General features: G+C 72.4%; 21 protein-coding genes and 1 pseudogene. 17 read left to right on the top strand and 5 right to left on the bottom strand.

The annotated features are described in order from the left end of the window. Positions 1–116: 116 nt before the first annotated feature. The 11 genes and pseudogenes from CLV34_RS05170 to CLV34_RS05120 all read left to right on the top strand — a co-directional run. A pseudogene (locus CLV34_RS05170) lies at positions 117–731 on the top strand (polymorphic toxin-type HINT domain-containing protein); the annotation flags it as partial. A 92-nt stretch (positions 732–823) separates the two neighbouring features. Next, on the top strand, positions 824–1,219 hold the full coding sequence (locus CLV34_RS05165) for a hypothetical protein (RefSeq protein WP_157803706.1): 396 nt from the start codon (positions 824–826) through the stop codon (positions 1,217–1,219). Between the two features lie 43 nt (positions 1,220–1,262). Then, positions 1,263–1,496: a hypothetical protein gene (locus tag CLV34_RS05160; protein ID WP_100349090.1), complete on the top strand. Its 234-nt coding sequence runs from the start codon at positions 1,263–1,265 to the stop codon at positions 1,494–1,496. A 94-nt stretch (positions 1,497–1,590) separates the two neighbouring features. Beyond that, positions 1,591–2,232, top strand: coding sequence for a hypothetical protein (locus tag CLV34_RS05155; RefSeq protein ID WP_157803705.1), 642 nt, complete (start codon positions 1,591–1,593; stop codon positions 2,230–2,232). A gap of 124 nt (positions 2,233–2,356) precedes the next feature. Further along, entirely contained in the window at positions 2,357–3,481 is a 1,125-nt protein-coding gene (locus tag CLV34_RS05150; RefSeq protein ID WP_100349088.1) for an aminopeptidase P family protein, read from the top strand. Positions 3,482–3,573: 92 nt separating this feature from the next. Then, a complete protein-coding gene (vapB, locus tag CLV34_RS05145; RefSeq protein WP_100349087.1) occupies positions 3,574–3,801 on the top strand; it encodes a type II toxin-antitoxin system VapB family antitoxin in 228 nt (75 codons plus the stop codon). Continuing rightward, positions 3,798–4,214, top strand: a complete 417-nt coding sequence (locus tag CLV34_RS05140) for a type II toxin-antitoxin system VapC family toxin (protein WP_245858975.1) — start codon at positions 3,798–3,800, stop codon at positions 4,212–4,214. Before vapB ends, CLV34_RS05140 begins: the two co-directional genes overlap by 4 nt. Before the next feature lie 28 nt (positions 4,215–4,242). Beyond that, the gene (locus CLV34_RS05135; RefSeq protein ID WP_100349086.1) at positions 4,243–4,989 is read left to right on the top strand and encodes a glutamine amidotransferase; all 747 of its coding nucleotides are present in this window, start codon (positions 4,243–4,245) and stop codon (positions 4,987–4,989) included. Positions 4,990–5,150: 161 nt separating this feature from the next. After that, on the top strand, positions 5,151–6,020 hold the full coding sequence (locus CLV34_RS05130; RefSeq protein ID WP_157803704.1) for a C40 family peptidase: 870 nt from the start codon (positions 5,151–5,153) through the stop codon (positions 6,018–6,020). Positions 6,021–6,180: 160 nt separating this feature from the next. Then, on the top strand, positions 6,181–6,978 hold the full coding sequence (locus CLV34_RS05125) for an alpha/beta fold hydrolase (RefSeq protein WP_170044569.1): 798 nt from the start codon (positions 6,181–6,183) through the stop codon (positions 6,976–6,978). Then, positions 6,972–8,609 (top strand): SpoIIE family protein phosphatase, encoded by a 1,638-nt coding sequence (locus CLV34_RS05120; RefSeq protein ID WP_100349084.1) that lies wholly within the window; start codon positions 6,972–6,974, stop codon positions 8,607–8,609. The genes CLV34_RS05125 and CLV34_RS05120 overlap by 7 nt, the downstream gene beginning before the upstream one ends. Positions 8,610–8,663: 54 nt before the next feature. Here the strand turns inward: CLV34_RS05120 and CLV34_RS05115 are convergent, their stop codons facing one another. Then, positions 8,664–9,164: an NUDIX hydrolase gene (locus CLV34_RS05115; protein ID WP_100349083.1), complete on the bottom strand. Its 501-nt coding sequence runs from the start codon at positions 9,162–9,164 to the stop codon at positions 8,664–8,666. A 433-nt stretch (positions 9,165–9,597) separates the two neighbouring features. Between CLV34_RS05115 and CLV34_RS05110 the strand changes: the two genes are divergently transcribed. Beyond that, positions 9,598–10,692 carry a 3-deoxy-7-phosphoheptulonate synthase gene (locus CLV34_RS05110; protein ID WP_100349240.1) on the top strand — a complete coding sequence of 365 codons (1,095 nt, stop codon included), beginning with the start codon at positions 9,598–9,600 and terminating at the stop codon, positions 10,690–10,692. On the opposite strand, the gene CLV34_RS05105 is transcribed toward CLV34_RS05110, so the two are convergent. Continuing rightward, positions 10,593–11,177, bottom strand: a complete 585-nt coding sequence (locus CLV34_RS05105; protein ID WP_157803703.1) for a DUF4232 domain-containing protein — start codon at positions 11,175–11,177, stop codon at positions 10,593–10,595. The genes CLV34_RS05110 and CLV34_RS05105 overlap by 100 nt on opposite strands. Positions 11,178–11,386: 209 nt before the next feature. Then, positions 11,387–12,523 carry an epoxide hydrolase family protein gene (locus tag CLV34_RS05100; protein ID WP_100349081.1) on the bottom strand — a complete coding sequence of 379 codons (1,137 nt, stop codon included), beginning with the start codon at positions 12,521–12,523 and terminating at the stop codon, positions 11,387–11,389. A gap of 70 nt (positions 12,524–12,593) precedes the next feature. Here CLV34_RS05100 and CLV34_RS05095 point away from each other — a divergent pair, with 70 nt between their 5' ends. The 3 genes from CLV34_RS05095 (at position 12,594) to CLV34_RS05085 (ending at position 15,131) form a co-directional block, all read left to right on the top strand. Beyond that, positions 12,594–13,592 carry a helix-turn-helix transcriptional regulator gene (locus CLV34_RS05095; protein ID WP_100349080.1) on the top strand — a complete coding sequence of 333 codons (999 nt, stop codon included), beginning with the start codon at positions 12,594–12,596 and terminating at the stop codon, positions 13,590–13,592. Between the two features lie 157 nt (positions 13,593–13,749). Continuing rightward, the gene (gene sigK, locus CLV34_RS05090) at positions 13,750–14,322 is read left to right on the top strand and encodes an ECF RNA polymerase sigma factor SigK (RefSeq protein ID WP_100349239.1); all 573 of its coding nucleotides are present in this window, start codon (positions 13,750–13,752) and stop codon (positions 14,320–14,322) included. Further along, on the top strand, positions 14,319–15,131 hold the full coding sequence (locus CLV34_RS05085) for an anti-sigma factor (RefSeq protein ID WP_157803702.1): 813 nt from the start codon (positions 14,319–14,321) through the stop codon (positions 15,129–15,131). Before sigK ends, CLV34_RS05085 begins: the two co-directional genes overlap by 4 nt. 167 nt (positions 15,132–15,298) lie before the next feature. On the opposite strand, the gene CLV34_RS05080 is transcribed toward CLV34_RS05085, so the two are convergent. Together CLV34_RS05080 and CLV34_RS05075 are read right to left on the bottom strand one after the other, a co-directional pair. Beyond that, entirely contained in the window at positions 15,299–16,000 is a 702-nt protein-coding gene (locus CLV34_RS05080) for a fasciclin domain-containing protein (RefSeq protein WP_100349078.1), read from the bottom strand. 83 nt (positions 16,001–16,083) lie between these two features. After that, positions 16,084–16,740 carry a lipocalin family protein gene (locus tag CLV34_RS05075; protein WP_100349077.1) on the bottom strand — a complete coding sequence of 219 codons (657 nt, stop codon included), beginning with the start codon at positions 16,738–16,740 and terminating at the stop codon, positions 16,084–16,086. Between the two features lie 125 nt (positions 16,741–16,865). On the opposite strand from CLV34_RS05075, the gene CLV34_RS05070 reads away from it, so the two are divergent. Then, on the top strand, positions 16,866–18,863 hold the full coding sequence (locus CLV34_RS05070) for a cytochrome c biogenesis protein DipZ (RefSeq protein WP_100349076.1): 1,998 nt from the start codon (positions 16,866–16,868) through the stop codon (positions 18,861–18,863). A gap of 258 nt (positions 18,864–19,121) precedes the next feature. Beyond that, entirely contained in the window at positions 19,122–19,886 is a 765-nt protein-coding gene (locus tag CLV34_RS05065) for a GntR family transcriptional regulator (protein WP_100349075.1), read from the top strand. Positions 19,887–19,923 lie beyond the last annotated feature (37 nt).

Here is a 19,923-nt window from a genome sequence, read left to right as displayed (position 1 = left end):
TGCGGCTACCAGGCCCCGAACGTCTACGAGCAAGCCGCCTCGACCGCTACGCTGGCGACCGCCGCGTAATCACACCCCGTGTCCACAAACCGGGGTAGGGCCCCTTCGTCCGCCAGACCAGCACGCTCTATCACCTGGCCATCAACGGTGAGCGGGTCACCACGACCGACGAACACCCCTTCATGGTCGCCGGCCTCGGCTGGATCCACGCCCGCGACCTCACCGCCGGCGACCAGCTCGTCACCGCCGCAGACGATGACTCACCGGCTGGCACGACCCGCCTCGAAGCCATCGACGTTGAGCGTCTAGGAGCGGCCCACGTTGTCTACAACTTCACGGTGTACCGACACCACACGTACTACGTTGTAGCGGGCGGTTCCTGGATCCTCGTCCACAATTCTGGCGGGTACTGCAAAGAGGAGGTGTTGGGCGCATTTGATGATTTCCCGCAGGCGCGAAATCGCGCACTCGAATTGCTCGGTGAAATCAACCCGGCGACTCGAAGGCCTTACTATGGCCGCCTCAGCTCCGCAGACACGACCTATGGAAAACTAGTGGGCTTCGAGACGCGTGTCGGTGAAACTTTCAAGCGTTTCCGGCTTGACTATGATCCCGTGAAGGGTCCGCACATCAACGTTGAGATCGGTCGTGGAGCGGGTGCCAAGAAGTGGGCGGTGCCGTGGAAGGGAAGCGAGTCCGATTTTGCCAGGATCCTTGGTGGTAACACGTGAGTGCTAGGGACATCTACGGTACGAGGCCAGACCTTCTACCTCGACCCATGGTCGGCGTAGTGCGGGCACGAGACAGCTCCGACAGGCTCCTGATGTGGGCCGGTCAGGATGGTGTTCGTTTACTGGATTTCGCCCAGCACTCCGAGCAAGAGCGTGAGAGTCTTGATCGTTTTCCGCGCCTGAGTGACGGAACGATCGCCTGGAGTCAAGTCCCTGAGGATCTCGTCACGGCAACCACGTCGGATCTCGGCGGATTGGGCGTGATGATCCAAGATCTCATTCCGGAGGGGACGACGGTCATTCTCTTCTGGGACAGCCTTGCGATACCCAGTGTCGCCATATCTCGAGACGCTTTTATTCCACTTGCCTCAAGAGTTGCGGATTCCATCCCGGAGTTTTGGGTCTACGTACCGGCGACCCAGATGGTCATCGAAGTCACTTTTTCTGGGTCGATCACGGCTGGTCGCGTCCCGCCGGTCGACAGGTGAGGTCGCCAGGATAAAGCGATGGCTTATCGCAGTTGAGGGTGTAGTGCCGGGCAGCTTCGTCTTAACCCGGCCGGTCTGCCGTCGCGGCGACGCGGTCATGATCCAGAATGCGGTGGTGTTCCTTGACCAGCTGACGACGTCCTTCGATCCGTTTTGCCCGTGGCTGTCGGTCGACGTGAGGGCGACCGTTGACGAGGACGGCAACACGAGCTCCGAACGGCGGACCACGGTCGACGCGGTGCGTGAGTTCGTTGCGCACGCCCGTCCGGCTTCCTGACGCCGATCGCCGCCCTTCGCGCAACCACCCCGGTCGATGCCAAGGCTTGTGCGGAGCGGGCGAACGAAGGTGAATGCCGAGGATGGGGGCCACCATGACGACTGACGCCGTTGGAGTGCTGCGCGAGAGCATGTCCGACTGGCCCGCTCTCCGCGCGGCGGGAGTCGGTGAGGAGTACGGGATCCTCAGTGCGACCGTCTCGGGGATGGATCACGATGTCGCGGTCGACGTCTGCACACAAACTGTCGGGAAGTGGGTGAGGAACGTCGGGCCCGGCGCCTTGGTCCTCGTCGCACGCCTCGGTTCTGTCGACGCATCAAGCCGCCTGGCGCGATACCGCATCGAGAAGAGCGGCCCGTGGTCGCTGCCGGGAGCGGAGCGTTTGCGGGGTCTCACAGGAGAGCGCGACTTCTGGATTCCTTCGTGTGGAGTGACGGGCGAGGCGCCGGTGTATGGCGCTGTCCGGGTCCCCAGGGAGGACCTTCCTGCAGCCCTCGTCGCAGGTCGTGGGCTGGATGCCGCCGTCGTAGGCCTGGCGCAAGCACCCGACCTGAGGGTCGTGCTGAGTGTCGTCGCCGTATCGCACGCCGTACCGCTGTTCGAGGGTGCTTGCGCGCGGCTCGGTGAGGACGTGACCCTCGTCGCTCGGGGCTTCGGATCGTTCGACGACAGGGAGGCTGGCGTCGACGTGGTGGCTCGCGCCGATCTGCTCGACGAGCTCGCGACGGACATCTGACCCTGACCCCCCGGGACCACGACGACGTGCGCACCACCCCACCCCGCGGCATCGTGGACGGTGCACCCCGGACGAGCCGTCGCCACCGCAGACGCCGCTGCCCGGGCCCACTTCGGAGGCCACGATGACCACGTCCGTCGCACCGTTCACCGCCGACGACTTCGCCGCCCGCCAGCGCCGCGCGGTCGCCGCCGCCGCGGACGCCGGGCTGGGCGGCGTCCTCGTGACGCCCGGCCCGGACCTCGTCTGGCTCACCGGCTACCAGCCGACGGCGATCACGGAGCGTCTGACGCTGCTCGTCCTGACCCCGGACGCCCCGGCGACCCTGCTCGTCCCGCGCCTGGAGCGGGGTGACGCGGAGGCGTCGGCAGGTGCGCCGGCCCTGACGTTCGCGGACTGGTCGGACGGCGACGACCCGTACGCCGCGGCCGCGCCGCTGCTGCGGCCTGACGCGTCCTACGGGATCTCGGACTCCGCGTGGGCGCTGCACCTGCTGGGGCTGCAGGACGCGCTGCCGGCGTCGTCGTACCGGTCGCTCACGCACGCGCTCCCGATGCTGCGGGCCGTCAAGGACGACGCCGAGCTCGCGCGTCTCGCGGGTGCGGGGGCCGCGGCCGACCAGGCGTACGGGGAGATCGTCGACGTGCGGTTCGCGGGGCGCCGCGAGCTCGACGTCGCGGCCGACCTCGCGGACCTGCTGCGCCGGTTCGGGCACGAGCAGGTCGACTTCACGGTCGTGGGGTCGGGGCCGAACGGCGCGAACCCGCACCACGAGGCGGGGGAGCGTGTCATCGAGGAGGGCGACATGGTCGTCCTCGACTTCGGCGGCCTGCGCGACGGGTACGGGTCGGACACGACGCGGACGGTGTGCGTCGGCGAGCCGACGGCGAAGCAGCAGGAGGTGCACGACGTGGTGCGCGCGGCCCAGCAGGCGGGGGTCGACGCGGTGCGGCCGGGCGTCGCGTGCCAGGAGATCGACCGCGCGGCGCGGGCCGTCATCACGGACGCGGGGTACGGGCCGCAGTTCCTGCACCGCGTGGGTCACGGCATCGGCGTGACGACTCACGAGCCGCCGTACATGGTCGAGGGGGAGGAGCAGGAGATCGTGCCGGGCATGTGCTTCTCGGTCGAGCCCGGCATCTACCTCGCGGGCGAGTTCGGGGTGCGGATCGAGGACATCGTCACGGCGACCGACGACGGTGCCCGACGCTTCAACACGACCGACCACCACCTCCGGGTCGTGTCGTAGTCGTCCCGAGACCTTGAGAGCCTCGGCAGGTCCGTATATCCTCGACGTATATCCCGGCGCTGAGTGCTCCGGACGTCGCGCGAGGAGGCCCCATGGTCACGACCACCGTGTTCCGCAGCAACCGCACGCAGGCGGTGCGGCTGCCCAAGGACGTCGCACTGCCCGACGACGTCCGCGAGGTCGAGATCGTCGCGGTCGGCGAGGCGCGGGTGATCGTCCCCGCGGGGCGCGGCTGGGACTACTGGTTCGCGCACGGCGTCGAGGTCACCGCCGACTTCATGGACCGTGACCAGCCGGAGCCGCAGGAGCGAGGCTGGTGACGGCTGTCGCGCCCGACCTGTTCGTGCTCGACACCGACGTCGTGATCGATGTCGTCCGTGCGCGGTCGCCGCAGATGCTCACCCGCTTCCGCGAGCACGCGGGCTCGCTCGCGATCTCGTCGGTGTCCTATGCCGAGCTCCGCTACGGGGCCGCCAGGTCGCAGTCGCCCGACGTGAACCGGGCGGCGGTCGACGAGTTCGCGTCGTTCCTGCGGGTGGCTCCCTTCGACGCCGCGGCGGCGGCCCATGCGGGCGACATCCGGGCCGCCCTCGCGTCCGCCGGTACGCCGATCGGCGCCTACGACGTCCTGATCGCCGGTCACGCTCGCGCCCTGGGAGCCGTCCTGGTCACGGGCAACACGCGCGAGCTCTCGCGCGTCGACGGGCTCCGGGTCGTCGACTGGCGGGCGTGACCGCACGGCCCGCTCTAGCCTCGCGAAGGTGAAGCCGTTCCTCCTGCTCGCCACGCGGACCGACGACGTCGTCGCCGACGCGGAGTACGTCGCGTTCTGTCAGTACGGCGGGCTCGCCCCGTCCGACCTCGTTCGCGCGCGGCTCGAGGCCGGGCCGCTCTCGGACACCGTCCCCGTCCTCGATCTCGACGACTGGTCCGGGGTCATCATCGGCGGCGGCCCCTTCAACGCGAGCGACCCGGAGGACGAGAAGTCGGACGTCCAGCGCCGCGCGGAGGCGGAGATCGGTGCGGTCCTCGACGCCGCGCTCGCCCGCGACGTGCCCGTCCTCGGTGCCTGCTACGGGGTCGGGATCCTCGGGACGCGGTTCGGGGGCGTCGTCGACAAGACCTTCGGCGAGGACATCCACGCTGCCCGAGTGACCCTGACCCCGGAGGGCGAGGCCGACCCGCTGCTCGCCGGGCTGCCGCGCACGTTCGACGCGATCGTCGGGCACAAGGAGGCGTGCCGGAAGCTGCCGCCCGGCGCGGTGCTGCTCGCGACGGGCGAGCTCGCGCCCGTGCAGATGTTCCGCCTCGGGCGGTCGGTCTACGCGACGCAGTTCCACCCCGAGCTCGACGTCCCCGGGCTGGTCGGGCGCATCAAGGCGTACCGCCACGACGGCTACTTCCCAGCGGACGAGGTCGACGACGTCGTCGCGTCCGCGCGCGAGCTGACCGTCACCGTCCCGCAGCAGATGCTCGCGCGTTTCGTGGAGCTCGCCACCCGGCGTTGACGCGTCGGCGAAGAGCGATTTTGCGTACCACCGGGTAACAGCATTAGTGCAGGTCAGAGGCACGGTCAATGGGTCGCCCTCCCCATTTTCAGTGCACTTCTACGCCTTTTACCTTTCTCGCAGTCCACCCGAGAGACGGGGGGAGAGAAAGGCAGACAGAAATGCGAATCGGAAACATCATCGGTCGCCGCGGGACGGTCGCGGGCCTCGTGGGCGCGGTCGTCGGTCTCGGCGCGGTCGTCGTGCCGGCCGGCGGGGCGTTCGCGGCCGACAGCTTCGACGCCAGCCAGACGGTGTCGTTCACCTGCGGTGGCGCGAAGGCCACCGTGTCGGTCCAGTGGCTCGGGACGACGAGCGCCGCGGTCCGCTGGTCGCTCGACGACATCAGCGCGGACGGCTACAGCCCGATCCTGCGCATGCAGGCCTCCAACCCGGCCGAGGACGACGTCTGGTACGGGTTCGCCACCGGCGACACCTACCGCGTGAACACCGAGGGCGCCGACGGCGGCGCCATCTCCGGCGGCACCGACTCGTGGAACCCGGACGGCTTCGGCGACTTCAACAACCTCGAGATCCAGCTCCGCAACGGCACCGACGCACAGGGCCACCAGTGCGAGACCAAGACGGTCCGCATGTACAACTACGGGCGTCTGGCTCTCCGGGTCGCGAACGACCAGATCGGCATCCCGTACGTCTACGGCGGCGCGTCGCGCTCCGGCTTCGACTGCTCCGGCCTGATCCAGTACAGCTTCCAGCACGTCGACGGCTTCGCCCAGGGCGACATGCCGCACCAGTCGTACCAGCAGTACCTCTGGGCGAAGAGCCACGGCAGCAAGATCGCGACGAGCGACCTCCAGCCCGGTGACGTCCTCTTCTACGACTACACGTCCGGCGGCGACCCCGTCAGCCACGTCGCCATCTACGCGGGCAGCGGTCAGATGATCGAGGCGCCCAAGCCCGGCACCGACGTCTCGAAGGTGTCGTTCCGCTCCGCGAGCCTGGTCGGTGCCTACCGCATCACGAGCGACTGATCTCGCGACCGGGACCGCACCGTACCGGACCGCCACCCCGTCCCACGGGGTGGCGGTCCGGTTCGTGGAGTCCCGCGCCCGCAAGAATTGACCCGCGGGACGCGAGATTCGTCGGCGCGAACGTTCAGGCAGGCACCGTGACGACGAATACCCTGGTCGCGTGGATGTCCGCGCGCGCAACAACGTGACCGTCTCGGGACGCGACGGCGCGCCCGCGATCGTGTTCTCGCACGGCTTCGGGTGCGACCAGTCGATGTGGCGGTTCGTGGCGCCGGCGTTCGAGGACGACCACCCCGTCGTCCTGTTCGACCACGTCGGCAACGGCGCGTCCGACGTCACCACGTACGACCCGCGCCGCTACGGCACCCTCGACGGCTACGCGCGCGACGTCGTCGAGATCCTCGACGAGCTGGACCTCGGGCCGGTCGTCTTCGTCGGCCACTCCGTGAGCGCGATGATCGGGGTGCTCGCCGCGATCGACCGCCCGGACCTTTTCGACCGGCTCGTCCTCGTGGGGCCGAGCCCCCGCTACATCGACGACGACGGCTACCACGGCGGTTTCACCGCCGACGAGATCGACGAGCTCCTCGAGACCATGGACGGCAACTACCTGGGCTGGTCGCAGGCCATGGCCCCGGCCATCATGGGCAACCCGGACCGCCCCGAGCTCGGAGAAGAGCTCACCGAGCTGTTCTGCCGCACCGACCCCGCGATGAGCCGCCGCTTCGCCCGCGCGACCTTCCTCTCCGACAACCGCGCCGACCTCCCGCGGGTGCGCACGCCGGCGCTCGTCCTGCAGTGCCGCGAGGACGCGATCGCGCCCGCCGTGGTCGGCCGCTACGTCGCCGAGCATCTACCCGACGCCCACCTGACCTACCTGGACGCCGTGGGCCACTGCCCGAACCTCAGTGCACCCGACCAGGTGGTCGTGGCTGTCCGGGAGTACCTGGGGTGGTGACGCCGGAGCCGTCGTCGCATCCCGCACCCGCACCCGCGGGCGGGACGACAGCGGCCGCCCCGGCGGGCGGAGCGGCGGCGCCTGCCTCGGCGGGCGGCCCGACCGGTGCGGTCGGGCTGAGCGGCACGACCGGTGCGGTCGCGGCCTGGCAGCACGCGCCCGTCGCGCTCCTGCGGCTCGACCCGGACGGTCTGGTGCTGGACGCGAACGACGCGCTGCTGGGCTGGCTGGGCCAGGCGCGTGACGAGGTGGCCGGCCGGGTCCGGATCGGCGGACTCCTGAGCGTCGGCGGCCGCATCTACTGGGAGACGCACGTCGCGCCGCTGCTCCGCCTCAACGGCCGGGTCGACGAGGTGGCCGTCGAGCTCCGGGTCCCGGGCGGTCGTTCTCCGGTGCTGATGTCCGCGGTCGCGGCGCGCGGCACGGTCGACGTCGCGATGTTCGCCGCGCGCGAGCGGTCGCGGTTCGAGCGCGAGCTCGTGTCGGCCCGCACGGTCGCCGAGCGGTCCGCCGACCGGCTCGACGTGCTGCAGGCCGTGAGCCGCGCCCTCGCCGCGCGCTCGGGCGTCGCGCAGGTGGTCGACGCGCTGCTGGACACCGTCGTGAGCCGGCTGGACCTCGCTGCGGCGACCGCCTGGCTCATCGACGCGCACGACCGCCGGGTCCGCGTCCACGCCACGCGGACCGCGCGCCCGGACGTCCCGCCGCGCGGCCCGCACCTTGCGCCCCCGTCCGGGGACGACAAGGTCCTCGTCGAGCCCGACGGGACGGTCGTGCTCGCGCTGCGACCCGACGCCGGGTCGCGCGGGGCGCTGGTCCTTACTCCCGAGGCGGGCCCGGCGCACGACCCGCTCGACGTGGACACCGTCGTCGCGATCGCCCGGCAGGCCTCGGTCGCGCTCGGCCGCGCGGCGCTCGCGGAGCAGAACGTGTCGGTCGCGCACGAGCTCCAGCACGCCATGCTGAGCGGTGAGCCCCCCGACGACCCGCGGCTCGACCTGTCGACCGTGTACCGCCCGGGGGTGCGGACCCTCGAGGTGGGCGGCGACTGGTACGACGCGTTCCGCCTGGACGACGACAGGGTCGGGGTCGTCGTGGGGGACGTGGTGGGACGCGGGCTGGCGGCGGCGACCACCATGGGTCGTCTGCGGACGGCGTTGCGCGCCCTCGCGCTGGACGGCGCCGCCCCGGAGGTGGTGCTCGAACGGCTCCACGGCTTCGTGCAGGCGACCGGGTCGGGCCTCGGCGCGACGGTCGTGTACGGGGTGGTCGACCTCGCGACCGGTTCCGTGCGGTACGCCTGCGCGGGGCACCCGCCGCCCGTGGTCGCCCACCGGTCCGGGGCGGCCGAGCTGCTGTGGAAGGGACGGGCGACCCCGCTCGGACTCGACCGGGACCGGCCCGGCGGGACCGTCGCCATGGCGCCCGGGGACACCCTCGTGCTCTACACGGACGGCGTCGTGGAGCGTCGGGACCGGCACCTGCGGGTGGGGCTCGAGGCGCTGCGCCGCGCGTCGGGGGAGCAGTGCGCGGCGGGGGCGCCGTTCGACGAGGAGTTCGTCCTCGGGCTGGTCGACGCGCACGCCGAGAGCGACGACACCTGCCTGCTCGCGCTGACCTGGCGCCTGTGACCTGTCGCCTGTGACCCGAGGTCCCGGGGCGCGGCCCGCCTCCCCGAGGGGTCGTCAGGGGCGGACGAACCGCGGCTCGGCCGCCGGGTCGGCGAGGAACGTCGTCGCCCAGGCGAGTCGCTCCACCGAGCTCTCGGTGAGGTCGTCGGGCAGCGCGTCGGGCGGGAACCAGGCGACGTCGAGCGACTCGTCGTCGCCGACGTGCGCGTCCTCCGGGGCGACCCCGTCCGCGAGCCGGCACACGAACAGCAGGTCCAGGTAGTCGGTGACGTCGCCGTTCGGGTAGTGCACGGGCCCGGTGACGCTGAGGGCGGCGAGCCCGTCGACGACGACCCGCAGCCCCGTCTCCTCGAGCACCTCGCGCGCCGCCCCGACGGCGGGCTCCTCGCCCGGGTCGAGGATGCCGGAGACGACGGCCCACCGTCCGGTGTCGGCGCGGCGGCCGAGCAGGAGCCGGCCGGCGTCGTCGCGGACGACCGCGCTCACCCCCGGGAGCCAGAGCGGTGCGTGCCCGACGTGGGAGCGCAGGTCGAGGACGAACGGGGGGATCGGCATGCGCCCACGCTAGCCCGCCAGCCCTCCCCCGAGGCGCACGTTCCGCACCGTCCCTGGCGGGCGAGGGGTGCGGAAGGTGCGCCTCGGCGGCAGCGGCGCGGGGCCCGCCACCGCATCTCGCGGGGAGAGACGGGCTGGACGGCCACCACGAGCGCCGTGCTACGGTCCCCGTGTGACGAACCGTTGGTATTGGCGCTTTACGCCGGCTCCGGGTGGAGCCTGGCGGGCGACTGCCTGACCAACCTTCTCCCGGAGCCAGCACAGGGCCTAGGACGCGACCGCGTCCGGGCCCTGCGTCGTTCGGCCCGGGGATCGTCGGGCGTGCGACGCGCCCACGACCCCCGCACCCCGCCGAACCGACCCGCCGAACCGCAGGAGACCTCCGATGACCACGACCAGCGCCACCGCTGCCGCAGCGGATACCGTCGACGACATGAGCGCCGACCCGACCCGCCCCGAGATCCAGGCCGCGACGAGCGACCTGCGCATCCGCGCCCTCGACGCGCTGCCCGTCCCGAGCCGCATGCTCGACGAGATGCCGCTCGGCACCCCGCGCTCCGACCTGGTGACGCAGTCGCGCCGGGAGATCCGTGACGTCCTCGCCGGCGAGGACGACCGCCTGCTCGTCATCGTGGGCCCGTGCTCGATCCACGACCCGAAGGCCGCGCTCGACTACGCGAACCGGCTCGCGCCGCTGGCCCGTGAGCTCGCGGACGACCTGCTCGTCGTGATGCGCGTGTACTTCGAGAAGCCGCGCACGACCGTCGGGTGGAAGGGCCTCATCAACGACCCGCGCCTCGACGGCAGCCACGACGTGAACCTCGGGCTGCGGCTCGCTCGCGAGGTGCTGCTCGGGGTGCTGGACGCGGGCGTCCCGGCGGCGACGGAGTTCCTCGAGCCGACCAGCCCGCAGTACATCGCCGACGCCGTGTCGTGGGGCGCGATCGGTGCGCGCAACGTCGAGAGCCAGGTGCACCGCCAGCTCGCATCGGGCCTGTCGATGCCGGTGGGCTTCAAGAACGCGACGGACGGCGACATCCAGATCGCGGTCGACGGCTGCATCACGGCGGCGAGCGAGCACACGTTCTTCGGGATGGCGGCGGACGGCCGGGCCGCGACGGTCGCCACGACCGGCAACCCGGACTGCCACGTCATCCTGCGCGGCGGCCGCGGCGGCCCGAACTACGGTGCGCAGGACGTCGCCGACGCCGTGGCGGTCGCGCGGGCGTCGGGCCTCGGCGGGACGGTCGAGGCGGGTGTGGTCGTGGACGCGAGCCACGGGAACTCGGGCAAGAGCCACGTCCGGCAGGCCGAGGTCGTGCGCGAGCTCGCGGCGCGTCTCGCCGACGGCGAGGCCGGCATCACGGGCCTCATGATGGAGAGCTTCCTCGTGGCGGGGGCGCAGGCGCCCGCTCCGAGCGGTCTCGTCTACGGGCAGTCCGTCACCGACAAGTGCATCGACTGGGACACGACGGCCGACCTGCTCCGCGAGCTCGCGGGGGCCGTCGCGACCCGCCGCTCGGCCTGAGAGCGCGTCAGGACGGCGTGCTCTCCGGCGCCCACGCCGTCAGACGGACGGCGCCTGGTCGTCGCGGGCGGGTCGTCCCCGGTCGACAGGGCGTCCCACGTGACGGCCGCGCGCACCACCCCGCCGGGCGGGACGACGACGGGTCGTGAGCCCGGGTCGGACGCCATGTACGCGGTGCCGTGGCTCGCAGTGACGTCGAGCCGCGCTCCGTCGAGCGTCGTGAACCCGTAGGTGGGGTAGCCGTCCACGAGGCACGGCGCGTCGGACGTGTTGCGCGCCGCGACGTACAGGCCGCGGTGACCGACGGCCGCGTCGGACCCGAGGAGCCGGACGTCGAGCTGGTCGCCGGAGCAGAGCGGGGTGCGACGGTCGGCAGGGTGGGCGTCGCGCGACCTCGCGGTCGGCCCGCCCGGGGGCGCTGCCACGGTCAGGGTGCCGCCGTCGTCGGACGTCACCCGGGTCGCGGGCAGCTGCCACGCCTGCACGACGAGCGCGGCGGGCGCGAGGTCCGCGCCGGTCCGGACGGTGAGCGTGACGCGCTCGGTCGGATCGTCGGTCGCGCCGCTCGTCGTCCCGCTCGTGGTTGTGGACGTCGCTCGGGACCTCGGTCCGGAGGTGACCGTCGCCTGCGAGAGCCCTGGGCACCCACACCAGCACGTCGTCCGCTCCGCCCCGGCGCCCACGACGGTGGAGGTCAGGCGAAGAACTCCCGGAGGTCCGCGACGATCTCGGCGGGACGCTCGAGCGCGGCGTAGTGCCCACCGTCCGGGTGCTCGACGAACTGCTCGATGCGGTCGTTGTCGCGGGCGGCGAGCGACCGGATCGTCTGGAAGTCGTCCGCGAAGACCGAGACGCCGGTCCGGGCGTGGTTGACCTGCGGTTCGGCGCCCGCGTGCGCCTCCTCGTAGTGGTACCGGCCGAACGCAGCGGCGGTGTTGGTGAGCCACTCGAGCGTGACCTGCGCGAGCACCTGGTCGGGCGTGACGAGGCTCGTGCCGTTGCCGAACGACTCGAACAGCTCGCTCCACGCAAGCTGCCCGACGGGGGAGTCGGCGAGGCCGACGGCGACGGTCTGCGGGCGCGAGGAGTTGATCGCGTTGTACCCGCCGACGGACTGGAACCACTGCATGTGCCCGAGGGCGGCATACTCCTTCGGCCCGAAGTCGGCCATCTCCGCGGGGTCGCCGGACGGGAACGAGAAGAGCTGCAGCACGTGCAGGCCGAGGAAGCCCTCGGGCTCGAGCAGGCCGAGCTCGCGCGCGATCATCGCGCCGCCGTCGCTGCCGTGGACCCCGTACGCGTCGTAGCCGAGACGCCGCATGAGGACGTCGTAGGCCCGCGCGACGCGGGCCATGGTCCAGCCGCCCTCGGCGAGCCCGGAGCTGAACCCGGTGCCCGGCATCGACGGGACGACGACGTCGAACGCGTCCTCGGCGCGGCCGCCGTGCGCGACCGGGTCGACGAGCGGGCCGATCACGTCGACGAAGTCGAGCACCGAGCCCGGGTACGAGTGGGCGAGCAGGAGGGGCGTCGCGCCCGCCTCGGCGGAGCGGACGTGCAGGAAGTGGATCTCCTGGCCGTCGACGTCGGTGACGAACTGGTCCAAGGCGTTGAGGCGGGCCTCGGTCTCGCGCCAGTCGTACGACGTGCGCCACCGCTCGACCATGTCGCGCAGGTAGGCGTTCGGGGTGCCGTACGTCCAGTCGTCCCCGGGCGCCGGACGGGGGAGGCGGGTGCGCGCGAGGCGGTCGGCGAGGTCGTCGAGCTCCGCCTGGGGGACCTCGACGCGGAAGGGGCGGACGGTGGACGGGGTGCTCTGGTTCGTCGTCATGACCTCACGGTATGAACCATTGCGGAATACTTCTTTCCTCGATTTCGCAGATTCCTGACATCATCGAAGGATGTTGCGGACGTCCTCACGCCTGCTCTCGCTGCTCGCGCTCCTGCAGTCCCGGCCGGTCTGGCCCGGGGCCGCCCTCGCCGAGCGTCTCGACGTCACGACCCGCACCGTCCGGCTCGACGTCGACCGCCTCCGCGAGCTCGGCTACCCGATCGACTCCACGCCGGGTCGCGGCGGTGGCTATCGCCTCGGCCCCGGCGGCCGGATGCCCCCGCTGCTCCTGGACGACGCGGAGGCCGTCGCCGTCGCGCTCGGGCTGCGGGCCGTCCGGGGCGTCGCAGGTGTCGAGGACGCCGCCGCGAGCGCTCGCACCAAGCTGGCGCAGGTCCTGCCGCACCCGCTCCAGCGCCGCGTGGACGCGCTGACCCGGACGACGGAGTCTGGTCCCCAGAACACCGACTCGAACGTCGCCGACCCCGTGGTCGACCACACCGTGCTCACCCGGATCGCCGACGCCGTGCGCGACCACGAGCGCCTGCGCGCCAGGGTGGCGCGACCCTGCGCCGACGGGTCGGCCGTTCCGGACGCGTCCGACGACGTGGTGCGGCGCGCCGACCTGGAGCCGTACCGGCTCGTGGCCTGGCAGCGCCGCTGGTACCTGGTGGCGCGCGAGGTGCCGTCCGGGGCGTGGCGGGCGCTGCGCGTCGACTGGCTCGACCTGAGCGCGATGCCGCAGCCGCGGTTCACGCCCCGGCCCATGACGGACGACGAGTACACGCGGTTCGTGGTGCACGAGGTCGCCTCGGCCGGCTGGGCGGTGCACGCGCGCGTCACCGTCCTCGCCTCGGCCGACGAGGTGCGATCGCGGATCAACGACGCCGTCGGGGTCGTCGAGCCGGTCGACGAGATGACGTCCGTCCTGGTGACCGGCTCGGACAGCGTCGAGGTGCTGGCCGTCTATCTGGGGATGCTCGGGCTGGACTTCCGGGTGGACTCCCCGCCCGCGCTGGTCGAGCACGTGCGCGTCCTGGCACGTCGCTACGGCGCCGCGGCCCGGTGAAGCGGGTCGTCGAGCCTTCCGTGACGCCCGCCACCGCCTCGCCGCGCGCCGCCACCCATCCGTCCCGGCTGCGGCGTCGAACCCTTCCCGACGAGAGATGTCGGCAGTGGTCGCCGTGTCGGGAGGCGGGTCGCGCACGGTGAGTCAGACTGTCCGGGTGCCCATCGCCAGGACGACCGAGCCCGCGGACCTCGCCGCCGCGCTGGAGGCGTGCGCGCGCGGCGACCGGGACGCGTTCGAGGCCGTGTACGACGGGTTGTCCCCGGCGGTCTTCGGGACCGCGGTCGGCGTCCTGCGCGACCGCGACCACGCGGCCGAGGTGACCCAGGAGGTGATGGTCGAGGTGTGGCAGCAGGCAGCGCGCTTCGACGCGTCCCGCGGGTCCGCCCGGACGTGGGTCGTGACCCTCGCGCACCGCCGCGCGGTGGACCGTGTCCGGTCCGAGCAGTCGCGGCGGGTGCGCGACCAGCACGACGTGGACCGGTCGACCGCTGCGGCCGAGCGGGACGTCGTGAGCGAGCACGTCGAGACCTTGTTCGAGCAGGCGGCCGTGCGTGACTGCCTCGGGACGCTCACCGACACGCAGCGCGACGCCGTCGTGCGCGCCTACTACGGCGGGCGCACCTACCGGGAGGTCGCCGAGGACGTCGGCGCGGCCCTCCCGACCGTGAAGTCGCGCATCCGCGACGGACTGATCCGGCTCCGTGACTGCCTGGGGGTGACGGCGTGAGCGACACGACGAACGCTCCCCGCGACCCCGCGTGGGAGCTGCTCCCGGCGTACGCGCTGGACGCCGTCGACGACCTGGACCGTCGCGCGGTCGAGCGGCTGCTCGCGGCCGAGGAGTCCGCACGGCACGAGCTCGCGAGCCTGCAGGCGACCACCGCCGCGCTCGTCCCCGACATCGAGCCGCCAGCGCACCTGCGCGCGGACGTCCTGGCGCGCCTCGCGGCCCTCGACGCGGACGGCGATGCGGACGGCGCACGTCGCGACGCCGCGGACGCTTCGGTCTTCCCGGACGCCGGGACGACCGGTGCGGCGGAGTCCGCCGACGGCACCGTCGTGTCGCTCGACGCCGCCCGTCGCCGGCGTCGTCGTCGATGGGGCGTCGCCGGGATCGCCGCGGCCGGTGTGCTCGCCCTGGCCGTCCCGACGGGGATCGCGGTCCAGCAGGCTCAGCAGCGCTCGCAGCTCGAGGACGAGCGCCGCGCCGTCGCGGCGATCCTCGCCGACCCCGACGCTCACCTCGCCACGAGCGACGTCTCGACGGGCGGTCGGGCGAGCGTCCTCGTCGCGGACGGCCAGGCGCTGTTCACGGCGTCCGACCTGTCCGACACGGGCGACCACGTCTACCAGCTCTGGCGTGGCCCGGACCCGGACCACATGGTGTCCGCGGGCGTGCTCACCGTGCGCGGCGGGAAGACGTCGACGCTCGTCGACGCTGCCGACGACGCCGTGTTCGCGATGACGGTGGAGCCCGAGGGCGGGTCGCAGCAGCCCACGACCGCACCGGTCGTCGCGCTCACCGTCCCTGCCTGACGCCCCACCCCGTCCCCTGCTCGACGCCCTCACCAGTCCCCTGCCTGAAGGTCCCGGACGCACGAGACCGCCCCGTCCGGGCTCTCGGACGGGGCGGCCCGTCCCGGACCACCGGAGACACCGGCCCGGGACGACTGCGTGCTGCGCCGGATCGGCGCGGCGGGTGATCAGCCCTGCGGCATGAGCACCGAGTCGATGAGGTAGACGGTCGCGTTCTGGGTGTGGACGCCGCCGCAGATCACCTTGGCGCCGTTCACCATGAGGTCGTCGCCCGAGCCGGTGACCTTCACGGCCCCGCCCTCGACGGTCTTGTGGCTGCCGTCGACGTCGGACGGGCTGAGCTGCCCGGGCACGACGTGGTAGGTGAGGATCTTGGTGAGGGTCGCGTCGTCGGTCTTGAGGCCGTCGATGGTCTTGGTGTCGATCTTGGCGAACGCGTCGTCGACCGGCGCGAACACGGTGTACTCGCTGCTGTCGAGCGTGTCGACCAGGTTCACCTTGGGGTTGAGCTTGCCGCTCACGGCGGCGGTGAGGGTCTTCAGCATCGGGTTGTTGGACGCGGCCACGGCGACCGGATCCGTCGACATGCCCTCGACCGAGCCGGCGCCCGTGGGAACCGCCTTGGCGTAGGCGGCACAGCCGGGGCCGACGAGGTCGGCGGCCGCGTCCGCACTGCCGGACATGCTGCCGGACGTCATGTCCCCACCCATGGTGGACATCGGCGTCGACATGTCGGAGGGCATCGAGGTCGCGGCGCCCTGGGCGCCGCTCGAGCCCGAGTCGTCGTCGGAGCTGCACGCGGTCAGGCCGAGGACGGCCACGGTCGCCAGCCCGGCGACGGCGAAGGACGTTCGGGTGCGGACGTTCATGGTCTCTTCCTCCAGTTCGTCCCCCGCCGGTCGCGGGGTGCTGCACGGGGTTCGGAGCCGCCGCCGGGCTGGATGGGTGGGTGTCAGCCGAGCGTGCCGCGCGACGACTGGCCACCCGTCTGCGGGGTGAGGCGGAACGACGACAGGTCGTACCCGGCCCCCACGACCGTGGCGCGCACCTGGGTGAGCTGGTCGGCGGTGAGGTTCGGGGTCCGGGACAGGACGAAGCCGGACGCGTGCGAGGGGTCGCCGACGACCGCCCAGTCGTAGCTCGAGCCGACGCCGACGACGACGTAGTTCGCTCCGCCGAAGTGGAGCCATGAGCCGCCGATCTTGAGGAACGACACGTTGAGCTCGGAGCTCGCCGGCGCGTTGAGCACCTTCGCCTCGCCGGTCACCGAGCTGGTGCGCCCGAGCCAGGTGCTGCAGGTGTTGACGACCTTGACCGTCGTCGGGCTGGTGAGGCTGTACTGGGCCTTCGCGTCCTTGGCGCACTGCAGCTCGTAGACCGCGGGCACCGCGGCGTACTGGTACCAGGAGCCGAGGTAGCGGGACACGTCGAGGGAAGGGATCCCGACGACGTCGCCCGACGTCGCTGCGGCGACCGCGGCCTGCGCGGGAGCGGCGGCGGCCGTCCCGGTGGAGGCGGACGCTGTGGTGGCCGCGCCGACGGCGGCTGTGGCGGCGAGGCCGAGTGCGCCGAGCGTGGCGCAGATCCTGGTCGTGGTGCTGCGGGTCATGACATCTCCTTCGACGACGCGTGCTGACACAAGAACGCTAGATCGGCTAGCAACTAGACGCTCTATATGCACGAGTGGAGTGGATCGCTACCCGTCCGGCGGCGCGTCGGCGTCGAACCAGGGTCATGCTGACCCTCGCGCTGATCGGACTCCTCGGTGGACTCGTCACCGGGATCTCGCCGTGCATCCTGCCGATGCTGCCCGTCGTGTTCTTCGCCGGCGGCGTCCAGGGAGCACGCCCCGGGACGCGCGAGGGAGCGACTGTCGCAGGGCCGTCCGGCGACCAGGCTCGCGGCGCCGCGCGTGCCGGCGCTCCCGGTGCGACCGTGTCGTCCGGGACGGCCGGCCTGTTCGACGGCGCCCCCGACGCCGTCCGGATCGGCCGCTCCGCCTCACCCCGGCGCGGCGGGACCGCCACCGTCGACGTGGCGCCCGCGCGACCGGCCGGCGTGTCTGCGTCGCCGCCGCGCCGGAACCCGGGCGCCGGGCGCGTGCACGCGGGTCGACCGTTCCTCGTGATCGCCGGGCTCGTCGTGAGCTTCTCGCTCGTGACCCTGCTCGGCTCGATCGTCCTGTCTGCGCTCGGGCTCCCGCAGGACCTGCTGCGCTGGGCGGGCGTCGTGCTGCTCGTCCTGCTGGGCGTCGGGATGATCGTGCCGCGGTTCGAGCAGGTCCTCGAGCGACCGTTCACGCGCCTCGCGGCGGTCGGTGCCCGCGGCGGCGCGGCGCGCCAGGACCGGGGCGCGTTCGTCCTCGGGCTGGGCCTCGGCGTGCTCTACGCGCCGTGCGCCGGTCCCGTGCTCGCGGCGATCACCGTGGCGGGGGCGACCGGGCACATCGGCGTCGACACGGTCGTCCTCACGGTGTCGTTCGCCGTCGGCGCCGCGATCCCGCTCCTCGTGTTCGCCCTCGCGGGCCGACGGGTCGCCGAGCGGGTCTCGGCGTTCCGCACGCACCTGCGGGCGATCCGGATCACCGGGGGAGCGCTCGTGATCGTCCTCGCCGTCGCGCTCGCCCTCAACCTCACGTCCGCGCTGCAGCGGGCACTGCCCGACTACACGTCCGCGCTGCAGGACAAGGTCGGCTCGTCGCAGCAGGTGCAGCAGGCGCTCGACCTCGGTGGCATCGTCACCGACCAGAACAAGGACCTGTCGAAGTGCAGCAACGGGTCCCCGACGCTCCAGTCGTGCGGCCAGGCGCCGCCGCTGACCGGCATCACGAAGTGGCTCAACACCGCCGGCGACAAGCCCATCGCGCTCGACGATCTCAAGGGCAAGGTCGTGCTGATCGACTTCTGGACCTACTCCTGCATCAACTGCCAGCGCGCGATCCCGCACGTCCGGGCCTGGTACGACCAGTACAAGGACGTCGGGAAGGGCTTCGAGGTCGTCGGCGTCCACACGCCCGAGTTCGCGTTCGAGCGCGAGACCCGCAACGTCGTCGCCGGCGCGAAGTCCCTCGGAGTGACCTACCCGGTCGCGCAGGACAACGCCTACTCCACCTGGACCACCTACCGGAACCGCTACTGGCCGGCCGAGTACCTCGTCGACGCGACAGGGACCGTCCGGCACATCCGGTTCGGAGAGGGCGGGTACGGGGACACCGAGAAGCTCGTGCGCCAGCTGCTCCAACAGGCTGACCCCGGCGTCACGCTGCCCGCGGCGACCGAGGTGAAGGACACCACCCCGCACGACGGCACGACCCCCGAGACCTACTTCGCGCTCGGCAAGGCGAAGCAGTACCGCGGCGCCCAGGACTACGCGTCCGGCACGCACGCGTTCACGGCCACGGCCGACCAGCCGCAGGACACCTTCTCCCTCGACGGGCGCTGGACCCTCGACCACCAGGGCGCGACGCCGGCGAAGGCGTCCGGAGCCGGGAGCGCGGGCGGTGGGAGCACCGTGCACCTCGCCTACCGCGGCACGAACGTCTACGCGGTGCTCGGCGGCTCCGGGAACGTGACCGCCGACGTGACCAGCGGCGGCAGGACGACCACCCGCAGCATCGACGTCTCCGGGTCTCCCACGCTGCACCCCGTGCTCGAAGGGTCCGGGCCGACGCAGGGGACCGTCGACCTGCACGTCCCGCCGGGCGTGACGGTCTACACGTTCACCTTCGGGTGAGTCGCCGCCCACTTCCCGAGGGGGGCAGCCGTCGGGACTCGCCGCTCCATCGTGACGCGGAGCACCACAGCCGACTCGGCTCCGGCGGGTCTCCTGTCGTGGCGCGGCCGGTGGAGGCGTGGACCGTTGTGACGCCGGGGTTCGCGGGCGACTCGCTGGGCGTGAGCGGGTCGGGAGCGCGAGGCTGTGGTGGGTGGCGTCACGAAGGCTCTCGGCGGATACCTCGAACTCTGTATACAAGAGTGCGACACTGCCGAGATGGTCCCCACGACCCCCCGCGCCGCGACGACGACGTCCGGCAGCGCCACGAACCCGGCCGACGGTCTCGCGTCCGCGCGCCGCCACTCCGGTGCGCGCGCCGTCTACGAGCTGCTCCGCACGCGCATCATCAGCGGCGAGCTCGAGCCGGGGGAGCGGCTGACCGAACCCGTCCTCGCGCAGCAGCTCGGCGTGAGCCGCACCCCCGTGCGCGAGGCGCTGCGTCTGCTCTACGCGGAGGCCCTCGTCGTCGAGCTGCCCACCGGCGGCGTGCGCGTCGCACCCCTCGACGCGCACGACCTGCGCCGTGTCTACGACGTCCGCGCCCGCCTCGAGGCCCTGCTCGCCGGGGACGCCGCCGAGCGCGCCGAGCCCGGGCAGCTCGCCCGGCTGGAACGCGTCGTCGACGTCATGGACACCGTCCGCGAGCACCACGACGAGGTGCTGCGTCTCGGCGCGACGTTCCACGAGCTGGTCGAGGAGATGGCCGACAACCCGTGGGGCGGGGCGCTGCTCCGGCAGATCCGCGGGCACGTCGACCGGTACCGCGCCCTGTCGACCCGGACGGCCGGACGACCCGACCAGGCCGTCGCGGAGCACCGCGAGATCTACCTCGCGATCCTCGGCGGCGACCGCGGGCTCGCCGAGGACACCATGCGCCGCCACGTCGAGCGCGGCGCCGAGACCGCCGCCACGGCGCTCGCGGCCGAGGCGCTGCTGCGCGAGGGCGTGCCCGTCGTCCGCGGCGGGCCGGACCACGCCTGACCACCACACCCTGTCCGCCGGCCCGTCCCGAGGACCA

Source organism: Luteimicrobium subarcticum, assembly GCF_002798015.1.
In the GTDB taxonomy this organism is placed as follows: domain Bacteria; phylum Actinomycetota; class Actinomycetes; order Actinomycetales; family Cellulomonadaceae; genus Luteimicrobium; species Luteimicrobium subarcticum.
The sequence above is the reverse complement of the archived record's forward strand: the minus strand, read 5'-3'. Positions and strand labels throughout refer to the sequence as shown.